Here is a 22698-nt window from a genome sequence, read left to right as displayed (position 1 = left end):
CTGCGAAGAGTCGGCCGACGCCGTCGAACTGGTCCTGCGCGTCGGGCTCGAGGCAGCGCAGAACCGCCTGCATTAGGCGCTTCGCGCCCGTGCGCCAATCTGGTTGTCCCAGCTACCAAAAAGGCGCACGGGCGCGGAGCGCCTAGTGGACCAGATTCGCCGACGTGGCGCGGCGGAGTTTGCCCGACGACGTCTTGGGGATGCTGCCGGGGCCGAGCACTGCGACGGTGCGGGGTCGTACTCCGACCTCGGAGAACACGGCGTGCACGACCTCGTGCTCGATGCGCTTGACCACTTCGGGGTCCTGGTAGTCGTTGGTCTCCACCGCGACGGCGAAACTTTCCCGCTTCTGCCCCGCGTCGAGGCGGACGGCCACCGCGTTGCCGGGACGCACGCCGGCGACGGTGCCCGCAGCCCGCTCGATGTCCGTCGGGTAGATGTTGCGGCCACCCATGATGATGACGTCCTTGACGCGACCGCACACGACGACGAGGCCCTCTTCGGTGAAGTAGCCGACGTCGCCGGTGTTCAGCCAGCCGTCCGCGTCCTGGGCGGGCTTGTGGCCGTCGACCGTGATGTATCCGGGGGTGACCGCCTTGCCGCGGACTTCGATGATGCCGACACCGCGGGTCGGGAGCAGCTCACCCTCGCTGTCGACGACGCGTCCCTCGAGGTTCGGCACCATCTTTCCGAGGGTGGCGAGGGCACGCGCGTTCGGCTTGCTCGACGGGACGGCGCGCTGCATGGCCTCGAGGAGATCCGGGTCGACGAGGTCGAGGACCTGGCCCTGATCCGGATCCGGGATGGAGACGGCGAGGGTGGTCTCGGCCATGCCGTAGACGGGGGCGAGTGCCGACGGGTTCAGGCCGAAGCGGGCGCCCGCCTCGGCGAGCTTGTTCATCGTCTCGGGGTCGACGGGCTCGGCACCGTTCCACATGTACCGGACGGTGCTGAGGTCGACGGCGCCGTCCTCCGCCTGCTTGAGGCGGCGGGCGAGCAAGGAGTACGCGAAGTTGGGGGCGGCCGTCACGGTGCCCTTGTACTTGCCCATCAGCTCCGCCCACAGCAGCGGCGTGCGGAGGAAGTCCATCGGGGTGATGCTCACGACCTCCGCGCCGACCTGCATCGGCACGCTGAGGAACCCGACCATCCCCATGTCGTGGAACAGGGGCAGCCAGCTGATCATCACGTCGTCCTCGATGGAGAACTTGATGCGGTCGATCATGGCGTAGGCGTTGGTGTAGAAGTTCTCGTGCGTGATCTGCACGGCCTTGGGCGAACCGGTGGAACCGGACGTGAGCTGCTGCAGTGCGATGTCGCTCTCGAACGTCTCGACAGGGTCGATCTCCGTGCCCGCGTTCAGCTCGGCCACCGTCACCACGGTGATGCCGCGCTCCTCCAACAGCGGCTTGGCGGCGTCGAACGGCGCACCGAGGATGACGGCCTTCGCCTGAATCATGTTGATGACGGTCTCGGTGTCCTTGGCCCACACGGCCAGGTCGGTGCGCGGCGTCGGCTGATGCAACATGGTGACGGACGCGCCCCGCATCCAGGTGCCCTGGCAGGAGGGTGCGATGTCGACGGGCTGACCGGCGAGGATGCCGATGGCGTCGCCGTGGCCGATACCCGCTTCGGCGAGCGCGCCCGCCATGCGGCGCGCGGCCTTGTGGATCTCGCCCCACGGCTGCCGCAGCGGCGCGTCGGGCTCACCCGTGTTGAGTCCACGGGTGCTGCTCGCCGCGGTCGCGTACATCTCGTCGGTGAACTTGCTCACAGTCTTCCTCCTGCACATACGGGTGTCCGAACGCAGAAACGGTGAACTCCGGAGCGCCCCGACGACTCACCCATATAAATCCCTCACCGGCCTCCGATCGTTACTCCTCCCTGGATGTGACTGTGCTGCGCGTTCGTGTTCGGCACCCGAGTAACCTGGTATGCGGCCACACGGCCTTCCTACACGCATCCCGTCCCCCGAGAGGTTCTTCGTTGACTACCCCGTCCGACTCGGCCGACACCATTCCAGCCGAGGCGGCGCCTGTCGCCACATCCGGCTCACCGGAAGTGAAATCCGAGGCATCCGCCTCACCGGTGGGGAAATCCGAGAAGGGTGTCCGGGCGGAGGCGTCGCGTCGCCGCACGTTCGCCGTGATCTCGCATCCCGACGCCGGTAAGTCGACGCTGACGGAGGCTCTCGCGCTCCACGCGAAGGTCATCTCCGAAGCGGGCGCGGTCCACGGCAAGGCGGGCCGCAAGTCGACGGTGTCCGACTGGATGGAGATGGAGAAGGCCCGCGGCATCTCGGTCAGCTCCACCGCCCTGCAGTTCAACTACCGCTCCACCGAGGCGTCGGTGGACGAGCCCGTCGACAACGTGATCAACCTGGTGGACACTCCCGGTCACTCCGACTTCTCGGAAGACACGTACCGCGTTCTGACCGCGGTCGACGCCGCCGTCATGCTGATCGACGCCGCGAAGGGCCTCGAACCGCAGACGCTGAAGCTGTTCCAGGTGTGCCGTCACCGCGGAATCCCGGTGATCACCGTCATCAACAAATGGGACCGACCGGGCCAGACGCCGCTCGAGCTTCTGGACGAGATCCAGGAACGCATCGGGCTCACCCCCACTCCCCTGTACTGGCCCGTCGGGATCGCCGGCGACTTCCGGGGCCTGCTGCGGCGCGGCGAGGACGGTGCCCCGCGGGAGTACATCCGGTTCACGCGGACCGCGGGTGGCGCGAAGATCGCCCCCGAAGAGGTCATGGATGCCGACGCCGCCCTCGCGAAGGAGGGCTCCGAATGGGAGACCGCCGCGGAGGAGAGCGAGCTGCTGTCGGCCACCGGTCAGGACCATGACCAGGAGCTGTTCCTCGGTGGCCAGACGTCGCCGGTGATCTTCGCGTCGGCGATGCTCAACTTCGGTGTCCGCCAGATCCTCGACACGCTGGTCGAGCTGGCGCCGCCGCCGCGCGCCCGGGAGGACGTCGCCGGCACCCCTCGCGAGGTCACCGACCCGTTCAGCGCGGTCGTCTTCAAGGTCCAGGCCGGCATGGACACCGCGCACCGCGACCGGCTGGCGTTCATGCGCATCGTGTCGGGTGTGTTCGAGCGCGGCATGGTGGTCACCCACGCCCAGACCGGCAAGCCGTTCACGACGAAGTACGCGCAGACCGTGTTCGGTCGCGAGCGTTCGACCGTGGAGTCGGCGTACCCCGGCGACGTGGTGGGACTGGTCAACGCCACCGCGCTCGCCCCCGGCCACACCCTGTTCTTCGAGAAGAAGGTGGAGTTCCCGCCGATCCCGTCGTTCGCGCCGGAGCACTTCTCCATCCTGCGGGCCGAGAGCGCGGGCAAGTACAAGCAGTTCCGGCGGGCCGTGGATCAGCTCGATTCCGAGGGTGTCGTGCAGATCCTCCGCAACGACCTGCGTGGCGACGCCTCCCCGGTCATGGCGGCCGTCGGCCCGATGCAGTTCGAGGTGGTCGCGGCGCGGATGAAGGCCGAGTTCAACGTCGAGGCCCGAATGGAACCCCTGGGCTACGCGTTGGCGCGGCGCACCGACGCCGAGTCGGCCGACGAGCTGAACCGTCAGCGCGGCGTCGAGGTGTTCACCCGCTCGGACGGGGTGATGCTGGCTCTGGTCAGCGACAAGTGGCGGCTGCAGTACATCCAGAAGGAGCTGCCCGACCTCACGCTCGAGCCGCTCGTGGCCGCCGCCGACTAGCGTCCCGAGGCGCTGACGTACGTTCGAAGCCTCGATCCATCGACGGGGTACGCACCCCGCCGATGGATCGAAGACACTACTGCGCCAGCACTTTCCGCCCCGCCGCCACGATCTGCTCCAATTCGTACCGGTGCTGGGCGCTGGCGTCGACGAGCGGCGCGCGCACCGAGCCGGCGTCGAGGCCGGTGAACGTCACGCCCGCCACCAGAGCGACCGCGTACCCGGGGGTGGTGTCGCGCAGCCGAACCAGCGGATGGAAGAACTCGCGGTTCAGCGAGTCGACCAGCTCGGTGTCGTCTTCCTCGAGCGCCCGGTAGTAGGCGAGAGACACATCGGGTGCGAATGCGAACGTCGCGGAGGAATAGAGCGTGACGCCGATGCTCCGGTAGGCCTGCTGCGAGACCTCGGCGGTCGGGAGGCCGTTGAAGAACTGGAATTCCTTGTCGCCGAGAGAATCACGCAGGGTACGCACGATTCGCGACGTCAGGTCGAGGTCGCCGACGCCGTCCTTGAATCCGACGACCTTCGGCAGTCGCGCGACCGCGAGAGCACTCTGCTCGGTGAACTGGCCGTTCGCGCGGTGGTACACGATGACCGGGAGGTCGCTCGCCTCCGACACCTGCGTCACGTACTCCACCAGGCCCTGGGCGCGCGCGCTCCTCCCTCTTCTGGACCAGCGTCTACGGAGATCTCATACTGTCTGCCACTGGTGTGGCGGGCGTGGGAGATGAACGTGTGTCACAGCTACCCGTATCACCGTGCGGCGGTGCGGGTTTGACCGTGTCCCACACCGACGCTTGTGGTGCAGGAACATGCCGTTTCGGAGTCACCCCCGACCGCGGTGTCAGGGTGGGCAGGCTGCGGCGGACCCGGCGATGCCGCGGCCTGCTCGGTGTCGGAGTGTTCTTGTCGCGACACTTGCGCACCGGCGCATGTTCGGCGACCCGGATCGCGGGCATCTGCCCACGCCGGCGGGTGGCCTTGTTTCTGCCGAGGAGCGCGCGTTTGGCCAGGTTCACCCCGGCGATGTGGTCCCGGTTGCCGCGTACCCGGCAGCATGCACACCACGCGGTGTGGTAGCCGCCGGGGCGCGCAAGTGGTTCGTCGCAGCTCGGACATTGCGCGGACGATCCCCGGGCGGGCACCGAAACCACCGCGATACCGACCTCGCCGGCGGTGTGCGCGAGGGCGTCGACCGCTTGGCGGCGGGCGGACTGCGCGGCCCGGTTGTTGTTGACCCGTCCGTGCCCGCGGGTCTCGAGGGTGGTGAGATCTTCCACCGCAATCAGCTGCGCCTGGGCGTCGACGGCGTAGTCGGTTGCCTGGCGGGCGAAGTGGAACGCCAGTTCCCGGTTGATCTTCCTTCGCTTGGCACCCACCGCCTCGCGGTGGGCGTCGAGGACGGCGATCTTCGCCTCCAGCTGGGCGCGGACCTCCGGTGGGGCGGTGGCGGCCAGCCGGGTCAACCGGGCCGCCTTGGCGTGCAGCAGTTGACCTTCGGTTTGCAGGCGCGCCAGTTTGACGCCGAGGCCGCGGTCGTCGTAGGTCCAGCCCCGGTAGTCCGACACCAGCCCCTCCGGGTGGTCGGCGGTGATGGCGGCGGCACCGAGGGTGCGCGGGGACCAGTCCACCCCGACCGCGACGGCGGCCGAGGCCAAGTCGTTCGCAGGGACGAGTTCGGTGGCCGCGCACCTCCACAACAGGCCCCGGTGGTCGAGGACCAGGGTCGGCAGATGCCAATCGATGATCGCCCTGCAGTGCAGGTGTGCGGGGATGGCGGCGCTGAGCCGGGCACTGCGCCACTGCGCCCGCCCGCCCGGTGTTGGGCTGGTGGGCAGCTTCACTGTCAATACCAGCTCGTCACCCGTGACGGCAAGCTGCGCGAGCTGCCGATCGGCGGCCGACAGTTGGGCCATCGCGCTCATCTGCGGCGGACCCTGGACGTCGGTGATACGCAACCGGCCGGCCGGTGCCCCGAGGCCGCGGCGGGCGCGGGCGATGAGCTGGCGTCGCACTCCCCGAACGAAACCCGACGGCACAAAGGCGCCCGACTCGGTCGGCGGCGCCAAAACCCCGGTGGCCGGGTCGAATCGGGCCGACAATGCCGTGATCGCGGTATCCCGATAGGCCAGGGTCCGCAGGGTCGCCAGCACTTGACCGGTCACCACCCTGCTCACCCGCGACGGCACATAGACCCCGTCCGGGTAGATCGGGTTCCAGCCGAGGCGGGCCGCGGCGACATGCCCCTGTGTGGGCAGCCTGCGGTCCTGGCGGTCCAGGCCGGCCGCGAGCACATCGAACGTCGCCGGATGCCACAGCTGCGACACCAACTCGCCACCGGCCGCGGCAATCAGGTCCAGCAACCACCCCACCCGGGTGTCGACGTCGTCGAGCCCGATCGGCTCACCGGAAGCGTCGTCGACCGCCATGTAGGCGCGGGTGGTGACGGCGAACTGCCGCGGTGCAATCGCTCCCAGCCCGGTCATGCCAGTCGACCAGGAACGTGGCGTAGCCGAACTGAACGGGTCTCGTCCAGTTGATGGCAGTAGTCGCCGGTGCCGTCGCATCCCGAGGTGTGAAGCGGCCAGGTGCTGTGATTGCCAGGGTCAACTCCCACGACCCGCAGGGCCGACAGTTCTCCGCCGGAGAGATCGTCCGCCGACGCCCCTCGGGCAAGGTCTTTCGCCGCACGTAAAGCGACGTCGCGGACCTTTAGCATCTCTGATTCGGTAAAGCGGCGGCGCTTTCCGGATTCGAGGACCCGGTAGACTCGCTCGCTCCGGATCAGGTCCGCATGTTCCTCTTCCACCTGCTTGGCCTCGCTCTTGGCGTGACGCCGCGCAGATCGCGCTGCATTCTGGGCGAGCAGTCCAGCGAACCAGTCGGGCATGGGTTCAGCACGGCTGAGCCAGCGTTGGGCCGTCTTGATGTCCAGCGGCCCAACAACATCGTGGGCGCGCATCGCGGCAGCCACTTTACGTACACCAAGGCCGAATTTTCTAGCYACCGCGACCGGGCATAATGCCCGATCAGCGAGCGCCTCCGTTTTCCGAGAAGACCCACGATCGCTCGAGATGCTCACCGGCCCTTTCCAACCAGTCGGCGGCGTCGTGGAGACCCCGTCGTTGATTCTGTTTCGACCACAGCGCCGAGAGGACCGGCCGGACAACGATGCCGGCACCGCCGTGACGTCATCCATCAACCCTCCCACCAGCGATCTGTCGCGCCTGTCTCGTAAGACCTCGACTGTAACGTCTGCCTCTGACATTTAGCCTCGGAGGGAGTCCGCAGGCGGGCCGAACGTCCGACCGGGACACCTGGTGATCCCTGGCTTTCTGAGTGGTCGTCTGCGGGCTCGGTGTCTGGTCGAGCGGTGTCCTTGTTCGGGAACTTGGAGCCGGCCGGTAGGCGTGGACTCCTGCTTGGAGAATGTCTGGGCCGTGGCCGCGATGGTCAGTCACCTGGTGAACAGGGAGGGATGTGGACCGAAAGGAGCAATGACGATGGCATGGACGTTGGGGATCGACGTGGCTGTCCGGGCGGAGCATCAGGCAACGCTCGCCCGCGATGGTGCCACGGTATGGCGTGGCCGGAAGTTCTGGACACGGCTGGCCGAGCTGGAACGGTTGTGGGCGGACTTGGACCTGCCCGATCCGGCCGAGCTGACCGTGGTGGTCGAGCCGACCCGGAACGGGTGGATCGTGTTGGCGGAGTGGTTCCGTCGCCACGGTGCACGCGTGGTGATGGTCCCGACCACTCACTCGGCCGACCTCCGTACGTACTACTCCGAGCACACCACCTTGCTGCACCCCGAAGGCCTGCAGGAGTACTCCGTTCAACGTCCGCGACCGGGATTCCATCGCCGTCAACGCCCCGACTGACCGTCGGTTGTGTTCCAGAATGGGCCGTACCGCACCAGGGGCCCGCCGACTCGCTGCGACGACTGGTCAAGCAGCGCTCCACGATGGTCAAGCGCCGGGTCGCGATCTATGCCTGGCTCGATGCGTTCACCGCAGATCCTTGAGCGTGCGCAGGAGGGCGTGCGGGCTCGAGCGCGGATAGTTGCACGTGTTTCGGGCCGTCGAGGTGTGCGGCCCGCAGGACCCTCCTGGTAGCTTTCAGGTCGAATCGAGCACACTGACGGGCTTTGCGCGGTACCCGTTTGGCCACGAGCAGGAAGCGACACGATGGAGAACGGCATTTCCACCAACGGATCGGGCAGCAACGGCTCCGCCGGCAAGAGTTCGGCGTCGGAGTCCCCCTTCGCCGAACCGAGCACGGGCGGGCTGACCGGCAGCAACAGCAGCGGCAACGGCAAGTCCACGGCCAGCTCCGCCGAGACGTTCACCTTCCCGCTGCCGACGCGCAGCTCGGGTTCGCACAGCTCCGAGGAGCCGGCCGAGGTCTCCGACACGACGGCGTCGCTCGAATCTCGTGGGCGCACCGTCATGCGACGCAACGCGATGGGAGTGGCAGCCGTGCGAGTCGCGGGCCGTCTTGCACACACCGAACTGCTAGAGGAGCACCTCGCGTCGGCGAGCAGTCACTCCGCCGATCCCACGGTGGACGCCGACGAACTGCTGGCGCTGCTCGGCGAGTACCTCGTCGCGGCCGGGTTCGAGCGCCCCGAGATCCACGCGAAGCTGAACGGCCAGTCGATCGTCGTCGACCTGCGCTCRCCGTCCGCGACCGCACGCTGACCCCCGCCGCCGGGCGCGGTCAGGGCCACAGCACCTCGCGGATCCACCGGCCGGACTCGCGGCGGTAGAGCTGGCGCACGTGCCTGCGCCCGGCGTCCGCCTGCCAGAACTCGACACTGTCGGGGACGATGCACCACGCCCGCCAGGTGCCCGACACGAAGTCGGGGTCGGCCTCGATGCGGGCCACCGCCGCCGCGACGGCGCGTTCGTATTCGGCGGGATCGTCCAGGACCTCGCTCTGACGGCTGGCGGCTGCCACGGCCCGCGCGGTGACCGACCGTTCGCGGAAGTCGCGGGCGGAGAGTGCCGGATCGCCTTCGACGACGGAACCGCGCACCCGCACCTGCCGACCCTGTTCGCGCCAGTAGAACGACAGTGCTGCAATGGCATTCGCGGATAGTTCACGGCCCTTCGGCGAGCGAGTGTCACCCGAGAACCAGAAGCCCTGCTCGGTGACGTCCTTGAGGAGCAGGAAACGTGCGTCCGGATTGCCGTCGGCATCGACGGTCGACAGCGCAGCCGCGTGCGGTTCCGGAACACCGGCCGCTGCGGCCTGCGTGATCCAGTCGAGAAACAGCGTGGTCGGCGCGTCCGGAAGAGTGTCGACGGGCGGGGGTGTCTCGCCGCCGAGTGCGGGCAGGGCGCGAATCCATGCGCGGGTGTCCGGAAACGACGAACGGTCGGGTGTGGTCGGCATGTGCCGACAGTAGCCGCGGCCCGGGTCTTCAGGCCGACGCGGCCGGATCCGTCGGCCCCACCAGCATCCAACGGTGACCGAACGGATCGATGAGTGTCGCGTTGCGGTGTCCGTGGCCCTCCGAGATCCACCGTTCCACCTTGCCGCCGGCGTCGCGGGCACCCGCCAGGACGGCATCGGGGTCGGCGACGGACAACATCAGACTCACGGACGTCGAACCCGATTCCGGCGCCGTCAGACCCATCTCTGGGAACTCCTCGGCGAGATAGATCATGCCGCTCGGCAACCGCAGTTCCGCATGACCGACCCGGCCGTCCTCCATGACGATCGGTTCACCCACCACCTCGGCGCCGAACACCTTGGAATACCACTCGATGGCCTCGCCACCCCGCCGCACCGTCAGATACGGCAGCGCGCCGGGAACGGGGACTTCCGGAGCCATCGTCACCTCCCAGTGTCCGCGGTGCGTCGAGTCCCAGTGTGCTCCCTCAGGCAGACGCCGGAGGTTGCAACATCGCCCACTTGTTGGACGTGAGCCGGAAACTCGGGAAATCGGAGAGCGCCGCAACCGATTCCCAGGTGCGTTCGTAGCCGGTGTGCGTGATCCGCCAGTTTCCGTCGGAGCACCGAAGATAACGATCGTGATAATAGGCAGACCCGCGCAGCAGCATGCCGTCCTCGGGAATCAGCGTGGTGTCCGCGAGAAACCACACCCCTACCGCGGTGTCACCGGTGACGGTGATCTCGGGCTGGCCGCACTGATGCTCGGTGATGACGTGGGTCCCGAGAGTGTTCTCGAGGAAGGACACGAATGAGTCACGGGAATCGAACGTGAGGTATTCGCTGTACGTCGCCGTGACGTCCGGGACCATCGTGTCGGCGAACTCCACCCACGACTTCGTATCGAGAGCACGTGAATAACGGTGCTTGAGCTGCTCGATCTGTTTGATTGCTTCGAGATCCATGACCCCCGCCTCCTGTGCAGCGAACATGCAAGCCCTGGACTGCAGATTAGTCGGATTATCTGCAGGTTCGCCTTGGTTTCCCCCGTTTTGCCCAGATCATGCATATTCAGGCCGTGATCCGGGACACGAAAAGGTTACGAAATGACTGCATGGCCTGGGCACCCGCACACCAGTCACACTACCTTAGGCTACCCTCACTTGGCGAGGGCCCGGGCGCGCCGGCCCCCGCGGGCCCGAGGGTTTCACATCTTCGAGCATCAGCATTCTAATTCCGTTGCTACACATAACATTCCGAAATCCGGTCGGGATTGCTGTGACCCCGAATCCACAGGTATCTCGTCCGGCGCTATCGTGGCGCTGACGTGGTCACACGAGAGGGGAATCCATGGATCCGACCCGCATACCGGTGATCGTCGGAGTCGGCGACATCCGCTCCGGCCGTGCAGGCGATCCGGCGGCCCCGCGTGAACCGCTCGACCTGATCACCGACGCCGCGCGTGCTGCTCTCGCCGACAGCGGCTCCGCGACCCTCGGCTCCCGGATCGACGCAATCCATGCGGTGAAGACCGTCAGCTGGTCGTACGACGATCTCCCCGGACTGCTGGCCGCCCGGTTGAATCTGCCGTCACGACGGTCGAGCAGGTCCCCGATCGGCGGCCACTGGCCCGCGGCGCTCCTCGACCGCATCGGCGCCGACATCGCCGCGGGCCGGTCGTCGGCAGCGCTCCTCGTCGGCGGTGAGGCGCAGGCGACCATGACGGCGCTCCGGAGGTCGGGCACCGATCCCGCGGCACTGGGCTGGGCGTCGGCGCCGGGCGGTCCCCCCGCCTTCGACCCGGCGGATCTCGGGAGCCCCGCGATGCAGCGTGCCGGCCTGATCGTTCCGACCCGGGTGTACCCGTTGTTCGAGAACCGGGTGGCGCACGAGTCGGGTGTCGGACCCGATCAGTCGCTGGCCGAGTCGGCCCGGATGTATTCGGCGTTCTCCGAACTGGCGGCGAAGAACCCGGCGTCGTGGACGTCCGAGGTGTATTCCGCGGAGGAGATCGCCACGGTGGGTCCAGGCAACCGGATGGTGTGCGAGCCGTACCCGTTGATGCTCAACGCCATGCCGTTCGTCGATCAGGCCGCCGCGACGCTGGTGTGCTCCCTGGCCGTTGCGCGCGAACACGGCGTTCCGGAGGACCGCACGGTGTACCTGTGGGGCGGCGCGGGAACCACCGATCCCGTGGATGTCCTGAGCCGCAACGGTTTCGGCACGTCCACGGCCATGACGGATGCAGTTCACCGGGCACTGTCGCGGGCCTCGATCGACGCCTCGGCACTCGACATCGTCGACGCGTACAGCTGCTTCCCAGTGGTGCCGAAGCTACTCACCCGCGCGCTCGGCCTGCCCGAAAGCATCGTGCCGAGCGTGACGGGCGGCCACTCCTTCTTCGGCGGTCCCCTCAACAGTTACACGCTGCACTCGATCGCCGAGGTCACCCGCCGACTGCGGGAAGGCGCGGGACCGGCCCTGGTCCACGGCAACGGCGGCTATCTGACGTACCAGCACGTGGTGTTGCTGGCGGGCGCCCCGCACCCGGGTGGATACGTCGGCGATCCGGCGCCGGTGCAGCTCCGGTCGGAGGCGCCGGAACTCGTCACCAGCTATGAAGGACGAGCCGACATCGTCACATCGACGGTGGAGTACGGGCGGGACGGCGCCCCGGCGACCGGCTTCGTCGTTGCGCACACCCCCGACGGCCGGCGCCTGGCCGGGCATACCGGCTCCGAGGAGGCGCTCGCACTGTCCGCGTTCGCACAGACCCCGGCGCGGTCGGTGATCGGGCGGACCGTTCACGTCACGGACCGCGACGGCATCCTGTCGGTGCGGTTCTGACGGGCCGGGGACACTAATCCAGCTCGGCGGCCAGCTCCATCCACTGTTCCTCGGTGGCTTCCTTCTCCGCGACGACCTGCTTGAGCTCGGTGTCGAGCTTCTGCAGCTTGTCCGGATCGGTGGCCGCCTCCGCCAGCTTCTCGTGCAGCTTCCGTTCGCGGTCGTCCAATTTCGCCACGGCCCGCTCGAGACGCGACAGTTCCTTGCGCGCGGCGCGTTCGGCAGCCCCGTCCCGCACCTGTTTGGGGGCCGACGCACCGGTTGCCGTCGACGCCACCGACGGCGCGCCGGTGTCGACCATCTTCGCCCGGCGACGCAGGTAGTCCTCGATCCCACCGGGCAGGTTGGTCAGCTTGCCGTCGCCGAACAACGCCCACGTGGAGTCACAGATGCGTTCGATCAGGTACCGGTCGTGGCTGATGACGACCATCGTGCCCGCCCAGCCGTCGAGAATGTCCTCGAGCTGCTGCAGCGTGTCGATGTCGAGGTCGTTGGTCGGCTCGTCGAGCAACAGTACGTTCGGCTCCGACATCAGCACACGGGTCAGCTGCAGCCGGCGACGCTCGCCACCGGACAGGTCACCGACCGGTGTCCGCTGCCGCGCAGGCGTGAAGCCCAGCCGTTCGGCGAGCTGCCCGGCCGATACCTCTTTGTCGCCCAACGTGATCCGCTCGGCGACGTCCTTGACGGCCTCGAGGACCCGCATGTTCGTCGGCAGATCGTCGAGTTCCTGACGGAGCCAGCCGATGTGCACCGTCTGCCCCTGGATGCGCTTGCCCGACGCCGGCGAGATCTCCCCGGCGAGCGTGCGCAGGAGCGTCGTCTTGCCGGAGCCGTTGACGCCGACCAGGCCGACCCGCTCCCCCGGCGCCAACCGCCACGTGAGGTCGTCGACGAGCACCCGGCCGTCCGGCGTCTCCAGGCGCGCATCCTCGAGTTCGATGACGACCTTGCCGAGCCGGCGCTGCGCGAACGACGCCAGCGCCACGTTGTCGCGGGGCGGTGGGACGTCCGCGATCAACGCCTCCGCGGCCTCGATCCGGTACTTCGGCTTGGACGTGCGGGCGGGGGCACCGCGCCGCAGCCAGGCCAATTCCTTGCGAGCGAGGTTGCGGCGACGTTCCTCGGACGCGTCGGCCTGCCGGGAGCGCTCCGCGCGGGCGAAGATCCAGTCGTTGTAGCCGCCCTCGTAGCTTTCGACCTTGCCGCCCACCACTTCCCACGTGCGGTTGGCGACGGTGTCGAGGAACCACCGGTCGTGAGTCACGACCACCAGCGCGCTGCGACGACTGACGAGATGTTCCGCCAGCCACTGCACACCCTCGACGTCGAGGTGGTTGGTCGGCTCGTCGAGCACCAGCAGGTCGAGGTCCTGGACGAGCGCGGCGGCCAGTGCGACGCGTCGCCGCTCACCACCGGACAGCCCGTCCACCGACACCTCGAGCCCCAGGTTGTCGATGCCGATGCCGGCCAGGATCGACCGGATGCGGGCGTCGCCCGCCCACTCGTGGTCGGCCACCCCGAGCGGTCCGAGCACCACGTCGCCCACGCTCGAACCGGGCGGCAGGACGCCGCGCTGGGTCACCACTGCCATGCGCAGGCCGCCGACCCGGCTGACTCGTCCGGAATCGGGCGCCTCCACGCCGGCCAGCACCTCGAGCATGGTGGTCTTGCCACCGCCGTTGAGGCCGACGACGCCGATGCGTTCGCCCTCCTGCACTCCGAGGGATACCGAATCGAGCAGCGGCTTGATGCCGAAGGACTTCGATACCTGCTCGAGATTGATCAGATTCGCCATCAGTGCGATCCCTCCGCCGCGTCGTTGATTATTCGGGCGCCCGGTACGGGTCCGCTGGCGACCCGCACCGTGCGACACACCCCCGCACCTGCGAGTTCTGCGCTGACCCGGACCGCGGCATCCGCTTCAGCACAAAGAAAGGCACAGGTCGGACCGGACCCGGAGACGATGCCGGCCAGTGCGCCCGCCGCGACCCCGGCTCGCAGCGTCCGCCGCAGGCCCGGATTCAGCGACAGCGCGGCCGACTGCAAGTCGTTGCCCAGCAACGGGGCCAGCGTCGCGGCGTCGCCCGTCGTGAGCGCGTGCATCAGGTCTTCGGGTCCGCCGAGTCGCGGCGGATTCCCGTCGGCACGCAACCGGTCCAGCTCCCGGAACACGGTCGGTGTGCTCAAGCCGCCCTTCGCGAGCGCGAGCACCCAGTGGAACGTGCTGCGGGAGAGCACCGGCAGAAGTCGCTCGCCGCGTCCCGTGCCGACCGCGGTGCCACCGTGGAGGGAGAACGGAACGTCGCTGCCGAGCTTCGCGGCGAACCCGTCGAGTTCCTCCCGCGACAGGTCGAGTTGCCACAGCGCGTTCAGCCCGACCAGCGTCGCCGCGGCGTCCGCGCTGCCGCCGGCCATGCCCCCGGCCACCGGGATGCCCTTGTCGATAGCGATCTCGACGTCCGGGCGCCGCCCCGACTCGGCCGCGAGCAGCTCGGCGGCCTGCCACACGAGGTTGCTGCTGTCGGTGGGCACGACGCGGGCGTCCTCACCGCGGACCGTCACCGACAGCGTCTCCGCGGGGACCACCGACACCGTGTCGCTGAGCGAGAGCGCTTGGAACACCGTGTTCAGCTCGTGATAGCCGTCGTCACGCAAGTCCCCGACGGCCAGATGCAGATTGACCTTGGACGGGGCCCTGACTACGACGGGGCGAGGAACGACGGAAAGCACAAGGGTAGAGCTTAGGCGCTCCCGGTACGGGTGCGGAAATGCGCACCATCACGCACTTTGCCACTCACCGCGTCACAGGTGCGGGCCGATCCGGGTGGTGAGGCTGCCGCCGCGGGCGAGGGGCAGACGGGTCCGCGCCGACCGGATGTCGCCGGTGACGTCCGCGGGCCGGTCGTCCGGGTACCGCAATTCACTCGTGACGGCCGCCGGGCCGTCCAGAACGTCGTGCGACACGGTGCCGACGCCAAGTTCCAGCTGGTGCCGGAGCAGCGGCAGGGCGCCGAGATCGGCGTTGGTGACCCCGACCCAGCGTCCCGCGCTCTCCCCCGCCCGGCCGATCTGCACCCGCTCACGCAGCAGCACCGTCGACGACTCGGTGAGGGACACCGTCGTCTCGACGCGATGCTCCGCGCCGCCCGCGATCACCGTGGGTTCGAGCGCGCAGTCGAGCACGGCGTCGTCCTCGACCTCCACCGACCACTGCGCCGTGGACAGCACACGACCCCGGCCGGGCAAGGCAAGGGACGCCGCGACGCTGCGCAGCGTCAGTCGGGCACCCGACAGCACCCGGACCGTGACGTCCCAGTGATCGCCGCCGAGCGGGGTCGCGGCGGTGCCGATCACGTGGACCGTGTCGCGGCCGGTGATCCGCGCCGCCAGTCCCCCGACCGCGGAGATCCGCGGACTGCGGTCGGGGGACGCGACGATCGTCAGTTCGGTGCGCACTACTGGTGCACGTCGGCGAGGGTGCGCACCTGCTCGCGCACCCACTCCAGCGCCGGCCCGGACGACGGATCCTCCGTCAACGAGATCAGCGCCGTGGGCCTGCCCTCGCGGACCTTCTCGGCGTCGCGGCGCATCACCCCGAGATCGGCTCCGACCATGGGCGCGAGGTCCGTCTTGTTGATCACGAGGAGATCCGAGAACGTCACACCGGGACCACCCTTGCGGGGAACCTTGTCACCACCGGCGACGTCGACGACGAAGATCTGCACGTCGATCAGGCCCGAGGAGAACGTCGCGGTGAGGTTGTCGCCGCCGGACTCCACCAGGATCAGATCGAGCGGCGGGTTGGCCGCGATCAGGTCGTCGATGGCGTCGAGGTTGGCGGTGATGTCGTCGCGGATCGCCGTGTGGGGGCACCCACCGGTCTGCACGGCGGCGATGCGCTCGTCCGGCAGCACGGCGTGGCGGCGCAAGAAGTCCGCGTCCTCGGTGGTGTAGATGTCGTTGGTGAGCACGGCCAGCGACAACTCCTCGCGCAGTTGCCTGCACAGCGCGGCGACGAGCGCCGTCTTGCCCGATCCGACGGGCCCGCCGATCCCGATCCGGACCGGCTCCCCCGCCACCCGGACCCGCCGGGGACGGTCGTGCTGGTGGTCGTGGGGTTCACCATCGATGAAATGCGGTGGCATGGTTGATCTCTCCTTACTGGGATACAGCTGAGTGTCACGACACGAACAGGGGGCGGTCCCGCAGAACGTGCCGCTCGGCGACGACATCCATGAAGGGGTCGGACACGCTGGACAGTCCGGTCACGCACTGGCCGGCGGTGTCGTCGCACAGGTCGGACAGCGCGAACGTGCACGCGGCGACCTGCGCGGGATCGAGAGCGAGCAGACGCTGCGCGGCGATCGCGGACCCGGTCATGGTGGTGTACACGACGACCAGCGCCGCCTCCCGCGGTTCGACCGCGGTGACGGATCCGACCATCCCCGACACCACGGGCAGGTGCGGACGTGTCCCGAGCGGCGACCAGTCGTGCTCGGGCCACGTGGTGCGGGCCAGCCGCAGCAGACCTCTCCCCTGCGCCCGCGACGACGACCGCGCCGCCGGGGACGGGGTTCGCGCATCCATTTCGGCGTCGGCGTGTTCGGCGGTGAGCCGGCCGGCGCACACCGCCGCAGTGATCGATCCCCCGACGAGCCCGGCGGTCCGTATCCGGCGACGCAGGAACGCCTCCATCGTGGCGACGTCGCGGACGACCCCGCTGGCGACGGCCTCCTCGATGCCGCCCGAATGCACGTGACCGCCCGTGGGCAGCCGCGAGTCGGCGAGGGACATCAGGTGAGCGAGGCGCATCAGAACAGGAAGTATCGCTGGGCCATCGGCAGTTCCGCCGCCGGTTGCTCTTCCCACACGTCGCCGTCGATGCGGACCGTGAACGTGTCCGGGTCCACCTCGATCCGCGGCTGCGCGTCGTTGCGGGGCATGTCGGACTTGCCCCGCGACCGCACGTTCGCGACCGGCACCAGTCGACGGCTCAGGTCCAGCCGATCGGCCAGTCCGTCCTCGAGGGCGTGTGGAGCGACGAAGTGCACGGACGTGGCGGCCGCCGCCTTGGGCGCCGCCCCGAACATCGGACGCGGAAGCACCGGTTGCGGAGTCGGTATGGACGCGTTGGCATCGCCCATTGCGGCCCACGCGATCATCCCGCCCTTGATCACCGCGTGCGGCCGGACACCGAAGAACGCCGGATCCCACAGCACCAGGTCGGCGAGCTTGCCGACCTCGACCGATCCGATCTCGGCTTCCAACCCGTGCGCGACGGCGGGGCAGATCGTGTACTTCGCCACGTACCGCTGGACGCGCTGATTGTCGGCGCCGTTGTCGCCGGGCAGGAAACCCCGTCTGCGTTTCATCACGTGCGCCGTCTGCCACGTGCGCAACACGACCTCCCCGATGCGTCCCATCGCCTGCGAGTCGCTGCCGATCATGGAGATGGCGCCGAGGTCGTGGAGCAGATCCTCCGCCGCGATGGTGGACGGCCGGATGCGGCTCTCCGCGAACGCCAGGTCCTCCGGGATCTTCGGGCTCAGGTGGTGGCACACCATGAGCATGTCGAGATGCTCGTCGAGGGTGTTGACCGTGTGCGGCCGGGTCGGGTTGGTCGAACTCGGCAGGACGTTCGCGTGCGCGGCCACCGTGATGATGTCCGGTGCGTGGCCGCCGCCCGCCCCCTCCGTGTGATAGGCGTGGATCGCGCGTCCGGCGATGGCCGCGAGAGTGTCCTCGACGAAGCCGGCCTCGTTCAACGTGTCCGAGTGGAGGGCCACCTGCACTCCCGCGGCGTCCGCGACGGTGAGGCACGCGTCGATGGCGGCCGGAGTCGAACCCCAGTCCTCGTGCAGCTTGAAACCGGAGACGCCGCCGCGCAACTGCTCCCACATCGACTCGGAGCTGACCGTGTTGCCCTTGCCGAGCAGCGCGATGTTCATCGGCCAGCCGTCGAGTGCCTCCAGCATCCGGGCGGTGTGCCACGAACCGGGGGTGACGGTGGTGGCCTTGCTGCCCTCGGCGGGGCCGGTGCCGCCGCCGATCATCGTCGTGATGCCGCCGCCCAGCGCCTCGTCCATGATCTGCGGGCAGATGAAGTGCACGTGGCAGTCGATACCGCCGGCCGTGAGGATCTTGCCGTTCCCGGCGATGATCTCGGTGGACGGACCCACCACCAGATCGGGGTGGACCCCCGACATCGTGTCGGGGTTGCCTGCCTTGCCGAGCGCGACGATGCGTCCGTCCCGAATACCGACGTCCGCCTTGATGATTCCCCAATGGTCAACGACCACCACGCCGGTGATCACCGTGTCGGGGGCGCCCTCGGCGCGGGTCGCGCGACCCTGCCCCATGGACTCGCGCAACACTTTTCCACCACCGAACACCGCCTCGTCGCCGGCCAGCCCCGGCCCACCGCTGCGGTCCTCGGTGATCTCGATCAGAAGGTCGGTGTCGGCGAGCCGGATGCGGTCACCGGTCGTGGGACCGAACAGCTCGGCGTAGCGTGCGCGGCTGAGTTCGGTCATGACGCGTCCAGCTTTCCGGGAGGAGCGAGGCTCAGCCCGTGCACTTCACGGGTCCCGCGCAAGGGGACGAGTGAAATCGTCTGCGCGATACCCGGTTCGAAGCGCACCGCGGTGCCGGCGGGAATGTCGAGCCGCAGCCCGTGGGCGGCGGAACGGTCGAACTGCAGTGCGTGATTGGCCTGCGGAAAATGAACGTGGCTCCCGACCTGGACCGGGCGGTCACCGGTGTTGACCACCTCGAGTTCGGTGCGGGGAGAACCTTCGTTGAGCTCGATCACGCCCTCGGCGCACACGACTTCACCTGGAATCACGGTCACCCCTATGCAATCGGATCGTGGACGGTGACGAGCTTGGTTCCGTCCGGGAACGTGGCCTCCACCTGCACGTCGTGCAGCATCTCCGGAACACCTTCCATCACGTCGGACCGGGTGAGCACCTCACGACCGGACACCATCAACTCCGCCACCGACCGGCCGTCGCGGGCCCCCTCCAGGATGTGATCCGTGATGAGGGCCACCGCCTCCGGATGGTTCAACACGAGGCCGCGTTGCCGGCGCCTACGCGCGAGTTCCGCGGCGTAGCTCAGGAGCAGACGCTCCTGCTCGTGGGGCGACAAGCGCATGTGTCCTCCTGCGGTCGGTGCGTCGCAATACTGCCACGAACTGCAGTGTGGCACCGCCCACGCTCGGAACGGCCGCCGTTCTCACCGCGGAAACATTCGTGACACGAACCCGTCACAGCACCTTCCTAGCGTTCCCCCATGGCCATCTCCACTGACGCCCATCCCCCACCCGGCGACGTGTCGCCGACCGGGACGCGATCGCCCTGGTACACCAACCTGTTCGTCCAGCTTCTCCTCGGAATCGTCGGCGGCATCACCCTCGGCTGGTTGTGGCCGACGGTGGGGTCGGAGCTCAAACCGATCGGCGACACGTTCGTCAAGCTGATCAAGATGCTCATCGCGCCGTTGATCTTCACGGTGGTCGTCACGGGAATCGCCAAGGTGGGCGACATCAAGGCCGTCGGACGCATCGGCGTGAAGGCACTGATCTACTTCACCGCCGTCACCGGGTTCGCGCTGCTCTTCGGACTGGTCATGGGCAACATCGTCAAGCCCGGCGCCGGATTCGACATCGACCCGGCCACTCTCGCCGACGGTACCGAGCAGATCGCGGAGAAGACCGGCGGTGGCGAACTTCCCGGCGCCGTCGAATTCGTCATGGACATCGTCCCCACCAGTGTGGTGGGCGCATTCGCCGACAACATACTTCTGCAGGTCCTCTTCTTCGCGGTGCTCTTCGGCATCGCGCTGGCCAAGTACGGCGAGCACGGTCCCCCGCTGGTCCTCGAATTCGTCGACCACCTCAGCCACATCATCTTCATGATCATCGGCTGGATCATGCGGCTCGCCCCGATCGGCGCGTTCGGCGCGATGGCGTTCATCATCGGCCAGTACGGAATCTCGACACTCGGCAGCTTCGCCAAGCTCATCGCCTGCTGCTACCTCGCCGGAGCGCTGTTCGTCCTCGTCCTCGCGCTGATCGCGAAGGTCGCCGTGGGACTGAACATCTTCACGTTCATCCGCTACACCAAGGAGGAGTTCGGTCTCGCGCTGGGAACCGCATCGTCCGAGGCAGTGCTTCCCCGCATCATGACCAAGCTCGTCGGCGCCGGGAACTCACAGGCCGCGACCGGGCTCGTGGTGCCGACCGGATACTCGTTCAACCTCGACGGGGCCGCGATCTACCTGTCCATCTCGACGCTGTTCCTCGCCCAGGCCACCGGCCACGACCTGTCCGTCGCCGACCAGCTCGGCGCGCTGTTCATCCTGCTCCTCACGTCGAAAGGCATGGCGGGCGTACCCGGGTCGTCGTTCCTCGCGCTGTCGGCGACCGCGACCGCGCTCGGAATCTTCCCCGTCGCGGCGGTCGCGGTGCTGCTCGGCGCCGACCGGATCATGGACAAGATGCGGGTGTTCGAGAACCTCCTCGGCAACTGTGTCGCCACGTTCGTCGTCTCGAACTGGGAAGGCCAGCTGGACAAGCAGAAGATGCAGGACGCCGTCCACGGAAGGCTCAGCCCCGGCGGCGCGGATCCCGTCGCGCAGCCGCCGGTCGTGGCCGAGTACGAGTCGCGTCAGTAGCCGGCGGGAATGCCGAACACCCTGATCGCGTCGCGGTACATCCCGAGCTGCTGGTCCTTGGTCAGCGGCATGACTTCGGCGATCAGCTGACCAGCACTGGTGATCGCGCTCATCGCCCCGACCACCGGCAGTCCGGCGACGTTGAAATCGACCGTTGCCCTGCGGATGTGGTTGGCCGACGTCACGATGACCGCGCCGCCCGCACCGAGCGAGCGCGCGAGCGGAACGGAGTTGAGCGCGTTGCCCACCGTCGATCCGGCACGATGCTCGGGGTGGATGCGTTGCGCCGGGACACCGTGCGACTGCAACCACCCCTGCATCGCGGCCGCCTCGGTGATGCCGTTCTGCGGGTTGCCGCCGGTGACGATGATCGGCGACATCGGCGAGGCCCACGACTGGACGAGCGCGGCCTGCAGGCGGTTGATCAATTCCGGTCGCATCGCGCCGTCGGGGAGCAGTCCGAAGCCGAGGACGATGATCGCGGTGGACGGACCCTGGATGGCCGGAAAGGGGTTCGGGGGCGTGAACGACGCAATTCTGATCGCGTTCAGCATCCCGTCGACGCCGGCGCGCATCCCACCGTCCATCGCGCCGAGCCGGGCGAGCGCGGTCTCGCGGGTGATCAGGTCGCCCGCGGCGTCGGCGTAGATGGCCTGCAACGCCAGCGCATTGGTGTCGCCGGGTTCGCCGGCGACGGCGCCACCGATGTCCGCGAGGGCGCCACGGGTGTCACCTGCGGCGAATCTGCCCTGCGCGCTGTTGAAGAGGTCGGCGGCCGAGGCGGATGCCGTCGCGGTGGTCGAAACCGCCAGAGCCAGGCAGAAGGCAGTGGTCATGACGGTGGCGAGCAGCGCCCTGACTGCTGAAGAAATGGGCCGAACACGAAACTGCGTCACGCTGAGACCTTTCCGTCGGATTTTCACGAAGTACACATGCGATGGTCCGTGGAGCGTCGGCGCCAGTGTAGTGACACTCGTGGGGCTGGTGGGAAAATCGTTACCTACCGTTACCCACAGTCGATAGAGGACCGAAGATGTCCTCTATCGATGGCATTCTGGGACGCATGCGGGAAACTTCGGCACGACTCCTCCGGCTGCTGTCGCTGCTCCAGACCCGAAAGGACTGGTCCGGGGCAGAACTCGCCGACCGACTCGGCATCACCCCACGCACGGTCCGGCGAGACGTGGAGAAACTCCGCGACCTCGGGTACCCCGTCGACGCGACCGTCGGGGTGGGCGGTGGCTACCAACTCGGCGCGGGCGCGGAAATGCCGCCCCTGCTCCTCGACGACGAAGAAGTCCTGGCCGTCGCACTCGGCCTGCAATCCGGCGCGACCGGGTCCGTGGTGGGCATCGGGGAGGCGTCGATGCGAGCGCTCACCAAACTCCGGCAGGTGATGCCGTCCCGGCTGCGACACCGTCTCGAGGCGCTGCAGGTCGACGTGGTCCACCGCGAGCCCGCAAAGAGCGCCGTCGACGCGCAGGTCCTGTCGGCCGTCGCCTCCGTGTGCCACAACCACGAACGACTCCGATTCGACTACAGCACCCACGACGGCACCGAGAGCCGACGGGAAGTGGAGCCGTACCGTCTCGTCCGATCCGGTCTGCGCTGGTACCTCGTCGCCTGGGACCTCACGCGCGCCGACTGGCGGTCGTTCCGCATGGACCGCCTGACACCCAAGATCCCGACGGGACCGCGGTTCGCACCCCGCGAACTACCGCCCGGCGGCGCCGCCGAATTCGTCGCACGCGGCATCAACCGCGCCGTCACCCGGATCCGCGCACGGGTACTGCTGCACGCGTCGATCGACGAGATGGCGGCCCTGGTCCACGAAGACTGGGGAACACTCGAAGAAATGCCCGACGGACGATGCGCAGTGGCGCTCGGCGGCGACTCCGTGCCGTCGATAGCCAACTGGCTCAGCGCATTCGGCGTCGACTTCACCGTCCTCGACCCTCCTGAGCTGCGCGAAGAGTGCCGACGGGTGGGTGAGCGTCACCGCCTCTTCGCCGACCGCTACGGTAACGCCTGACCGAGACGCCGTTCAGCCGTCAC

20 protein-coding genes and 3 pseudogenes are annotated in these 22698 nt (G+C 68.3%); 7 read left to right on the top strand and 16 right to left on the bottom strand.

Features of this window, described 5'->3' with window-relative positions; all coding sequences use genetic code 11:
• Window positions 1–76: pseudogene (locus tag AC1D1G_RS16730) on the top strand (aminoacyl-tRNA hydrolase); the annotation flags it as partial.
• A gap of 66 nt (window positions 77–142) precedes the next feature.
• Here the strand turns inward: AC1D1G_RS16730 and AC1D1G_RS16725 are convergent.
• On the bottom strand, window positions 143–1774 hold the full coding sequence (locus tag AC1D1G_RS16725) for a fatty acyl-AMP ligase (RefSeq protein ID WP_477952957.1): 1632 nt from the start codon (window positions 1772–1774) through the stop codon (window positions 143–145).
• Window positions 1775–1986: 212 nt separating this feature from the next.
• Here AC1D1G_RS16725 and AC1D1G_RS16720 point away from each other — a divergent pair, with 212 nt between their 5' ends.
• Window positions 1987–3720: a peptide chain release factor 3 gene (locus AC1D1G_RS16720; protein ID WP_317568146.1), complete on the top strand. Its 1734-nt coding sequence runs from the start codon at window positions 1987–1989 to the stop codon at window positions 3718–3720.
• A 76-nt stretch (window positions 3721–3796) separates the two neighbouring features.
• Here the strand turns inward: AC1D1G_RS16720 and AC1D1G_RS16715 are convergent.
• The 3 genes and pseudogenes from AC1D1G_RS16715 to AC1D1G_RS16705 all read right to left on the bottom strand — a co-directional run.
• Window positions 3797–4363, bottom strand: a pseudogene (locus AC1D1G_RS16715) (dihydrodipicolinate synthase family protein); the annotation flags it as partial.
• 37 nt (window positions 4364–4400) lie between these two features.
• Entirely contained in the window at window positions 4401–6206 is a 1806-nt protein-coding gene (locus AC1D1G_RS16710; RefSeq protein ID WP_477952955.1) for a zinc ribbon domain-containing protein, read from the bottom strand.
• On the bottom strand, window positions 6203–6802 hold the full coding sequence (locus AC1D1G_RS16705) for a hypothetical protein (RefSeq protein ID WP_477952953.1): 600 nt from the start codon (window positions 6800–6802) through the stop codon (window positions 6203–6205). Before AC1D1G_RS16705 ends, AC1D1G_RS16710 begins: the two co-directional genes overlap by 4 nt.
• Before the next feature lie 421 nt (window positions 6803–7223).
• Here AC1D1G_RS16705 and AC1D1G_RS16700 point away from each other — a divergent pair.
• A pseudogene (locus AC1D1G_RS16700) lies at window positions 7224–7726 on the top strand (IS110 family transposase); the annotation flags it as partial.
• A 181-nt stretch (window positions 7727–7907) separates the two neighbouring features.
• Entirely contained in the window at window positions 7908–8420 is a 513-nt protein-coding gene (locus AC1D1G_RS16695) for a metal-sensitive transcriptional regulator (protein ID WP_477952951.1), read from the top strand.
• A gap of 19 nt (window positions 8421–8439) precedes the next feature.
• Here AC1D1G_RS16695 and AC1D1G_RS16690 read toward each other — a convergent pair whose 3' ends face one another.
• The 3 genes from AC1D1G_RS16690 to AC1D1G_RS16680 are packed head-to-tail and all read right to left on the bottom strand — an operon-like array spanning window position 8440 to window position 10082.
• Complete coding sequence (locus tag AC1D1G_RS16690) at window positions 8440–9117, bottom strand: pyridoxine/pyridoxamine 5'-phosphate oxidase (RefSeq protein ID WP_105413298.1); 678 nt, start codon at window positions 9115–9117, stop codon at window positions 8440–8442.
• 28 nt (window positions 9118–9145) lie between these two features.
• Window positions 9146–9559 (bottom strand): VOC family protein, encoded by a 414-nt coding sequence (locus AC1D1G_RS16685; RefSeq protein ID WP_477952950.1) that lies wholly within the window; start codon window positions 9557–9559, stop codon window positions 9146–9148.
• 46 nt (window positions 9560–9605) lie between these two features.
• Window positions 9606–10082, bottom strand: a complete 477-nt coding sequence (locus AC1D1G_RS16680) for a nuclear transport factor 2 family protein (RefSeq protein ID WP_378464070.1) — start codon at window positions 10080–10082, stop codon at window positions 9606–9608.
• A gap of 385 nt (window positions 10083–10467) precedes the next feature.
• Between AC1D1G_RS16680 and AC1D1G_RS16675 the strand changes: the two genes are divergently transcribed.
• Window positions 10468–11964, top strand: a complete 1497-nt coding sequence (locus AC1D1G_RS16675) for an acetyl-CoA acetyltransferase (RefSeq protein WP_477952949.1) — start codon at window positions 10468–10470, stop codon at window positions 11962–11964.
• Between the two features lie 13 nt (window positions 11965–11977).
• Here AC1D1G_RS16675 and AC1D1G_RS16670 read toward each other — a convergent pair whose 3' ends face one another.
• The 8 genes from AC1D1G_RS16670 to AC1D1G_RS16635 all read right to left on the bottom strand — a co-directional run bounded on the left by AC1D1G_RS16670 (window position 11978) and on the right by AC1D1G_RS16635 (window position 19122).
• Window positions 11978–13762 (bottom strand): ABC-F family ATP-binding cassette domain-containing protein, encoded by a 1785-nt coding sequence (locus tag AC1D1G_RS16670; protein WP_054247602.1) that lies wholly within the window; start codon window positions 13760–13762, stop codon window positions 11978–11980.
• Entirely contained in the window at window positions 13762–14697 is a 936-nt protein-coding gene (locus AC1D1G_RS16665; protein WP_105413301.1) for a 4-(cytidine 5'-diphospho)-2-C-methyl-D-erythritol kinase, read from the bottom strand. Before AC1D1G_RS16665 ends, AC1D1G_RS16670 begins: the two co-directional genes overlap by 1 nt.
• 72 nt (window positions 14698–14769) lie before the next feature.
• Complete coding sequence (locus AC1D1G_RS16660) at window positions 14770–15423, bottom strand: urease accessory protein UreD (protein WP_477952947.1); 654 nt, start codon at window positions 15421–15423, stop codon at window positions 14770–14772.
• Window positions 15423–16112 (bottom strand): urease accessory protein UreG, encoded by a 690-nt coding sequence (gene ureG / locus AC1D1G_RS16655; RefSeq protein WP_280781386.1) that lies wholly within the window; start codon window positions 16110–16112, stop codon window positions 15423–15425. The genes AC1D1G_RS16660 and ureG overlap by 1 nt, the downstream gene beginning before the upstream one ends.
• A gap of 34 nt (window positions 16113–16146) precedes the next feature.
• Window positions 16147–16779 carry an urease accessory protein UreF gene (locus AC1D1G_RS16650; protein ID WP_283354022.1) on the bottom strand — a complete coding sequence of 211 codons (633 nt, stop codon included), beginning with the start codon at window positions 16777–16779 and terminating at the stop codon, window positions 16147–16149.
• Window positions 16779–18500, bottom strand: coding sequence for an urease subunit alpha (locus AC1D1G_RS16645; protein WP_477952945.1), 1722 nt, complete (start codon window positions 18498–18500; stop codon window positions 16779–16781). Before AC1D1G_RS16645 ends, AC1D1G_RS16650 begins: the two co-directional genes overlap by 1 nt.
• Window positions 18497–18811, bottom strand: coding sequence for an urease subunit beta (locus AC1D1G_RS16640; RefSeq protein ID WP_477952943.1), 315 nt, complete (start codon window positions 18809–18811; stop codon window positions 18497–18499). The genes AC1D1G_RS16645 and AC1D1G_RS16640 overlap by 4 nt, the downstream gene beginning before the upstream one ends.
• 8 nt (window positions 18812–18819) lie before the next feature.
• The gene (locus tag AC1D1G_RS16635) at window positions 18820–19122 is read right to left on the bottom strand and encodes an urease subunit gamma (protein ID WP_005238744.1); all 303 of its coding nucleotides are present in this window, start codon (window positions 19120–19122) and stop codon (window positions 18820–18822) included.
• A gap of 138 nt (window positions 19123–19260) precedes the next feature.
• Between AC1D1G_RS16635 and AC1D1G_RS16630 the strand changes: the two genes are divergently transcribed.
• Entirely contained in the window at window positions 19261–20643 is a 1383-nt protein-coding gene (locus AC1D1G_RS16630) for a cation:dicarboxylate symporter family transporter (protein ID WP_477952942.1), read from the top strand.
• On the opposite strand, the gene AC1D1G_RS16625 is transcribed toward AC1D1G_RS16630, so the two are convergent.
• The gene (locus AC1D1G_RS16625; protein ID WP_477952961.1) at window positions 20637–21479 is read right to left on the bottom strand and encodes a YdcF family protein; all 843 of its coding nucleotides are present in this window, start codon (window positions 21477–21479) and stop codon (window positions 20637–20639) included. The two genes, AC1D1G_RS16630 and AC1D1G_RS16625, sit on opposite strands and share 7 nt — an antisense overlap.
• Before the next feature lie 227 nt (window positions 21480–21706).
• On the opposite strand from AC1D1G_RS16625, the gene AC1D1G_RS16620 reads away from it, so the two are divergent.
• On the top strand, window positions 21707–22675 hold the full coding sequence (locus AC1D1G_RS16620) for a helix-turn-helix transcriptional regulator (protein ID WP_283331602.1): 969 nt from the start codon (window positions 21707–21709) through the stop codon (window positions 22673–22675).
• The last annotated feature ends 23 nt before the right edge of the window (window positions 22676–22698 follow it).

The sequence above is a fragment of the Rhodococcus sp. P3_B8 genome, from assembly GCF_056402775.1.
The sequence above is the reverse complement of the archived record's forward strand: the minus strand, read 5'-3'. Positions and strand labels throughout refer to the sequence as shown.

Excerpts from the sequence above, each read along its gene's own strand:
- AC1D1G_RS16630 (WP_477952942.1), top strand. The coding sequence starts at position 19,261 with ATGGCCATCTCCACTGACGCCCATCCCCCACCCGGCGACGTGTCGCCG.
- AC1D1G_RS16620 (WP_283331602.1), top strand. The coding sequence starts at position 21,707 with ATGCGGGAAACTTCGGCACGACTCCTCCGGCTGCTGTCGCTGCTCCAG.
- AC1D1G_RS16650 (WP_283354022.1), bottom strand. The coding sequence starts at position 16,779 with ATGCGCCTCGCTCACCTGATGTCCCTCGCCGACTCGCGGCTGCCCACG.
- AC1D1G_RS16670 (WP_054247602.1), bottom strand. The coding sequence starts at position 13,762 with ATGGCGAATCTGATCAATCTCGAGCAGGTATCGAAGTCCTTCGGCATC.
- AC1D1G_RS16685 (WP_477952950.1), bottom strand. The coding sequence starts at position 9,559 with ATGGCTCCGGAAGTCCCCGTTCCCGGCGCGCTGCCGTATCTGACGGTG.
- AC1D1G_RS16710 (WP_477952955.1), bottom strand. The coding sequence starts at position 6,206 with ATGACCGGGCTGGGAGCGATTGCACCGCGGCAGTTCGCCGTCACCACC.
- AC1D1G_RS16675 (WP_477952949.1), top strand. The coding sequence starts at position 10,468 with ATGGATCCGACCCGCATACCGGTGATCGTCGGAGTCGGCGACATCCGC.
- AC1D1G_RS16645 (WP_477952945.1), bottom strand. The coding sequence starts at position 18,500 with ATGACCGAACTCAGCCGCGCACGCTACGCCGAGCTGTTCGGTCCCACG.
- ureG (WP_280781386.1), bottom strand. The coding sequence starts at position 16,112 with ATGCCACCGCATTTCATCGATGGTGAACCCCACGACCACCAGCACGAC.
- AC1D1G_RS16635 (WP_005238744.1), bottom strand. The coding sequence starts at position 19,122 with ATGCGCTTGTCGCCCCACGAGCAGGAGCGTCTGCTCCTGAGCTACGCC.
- AC1D1G_RS16680 (WP_378464070.1), bottom strand. The coding sequence starts at position 10,082 with ATGGATCTCGAAGCAATCAAACAGATCGAGCAGCTCAAGCACCGTTAT.
- AC1D1G_RS16625 (WP_477952961.1), bottom strand. The coding sequence starts at position 21,479 with ATGACCACTGCCTTCTGCCTGGCTCTGGCGGTTTCGACCACCGCGACG.
- AC1D1G_RS16690 (WP_105413298.1), bottom strand. The coding sequence starts at position 9,117 with ATGCCGACCACACCCGACCGTTCGTCGTTTCCGGACACCCGCGCATGG.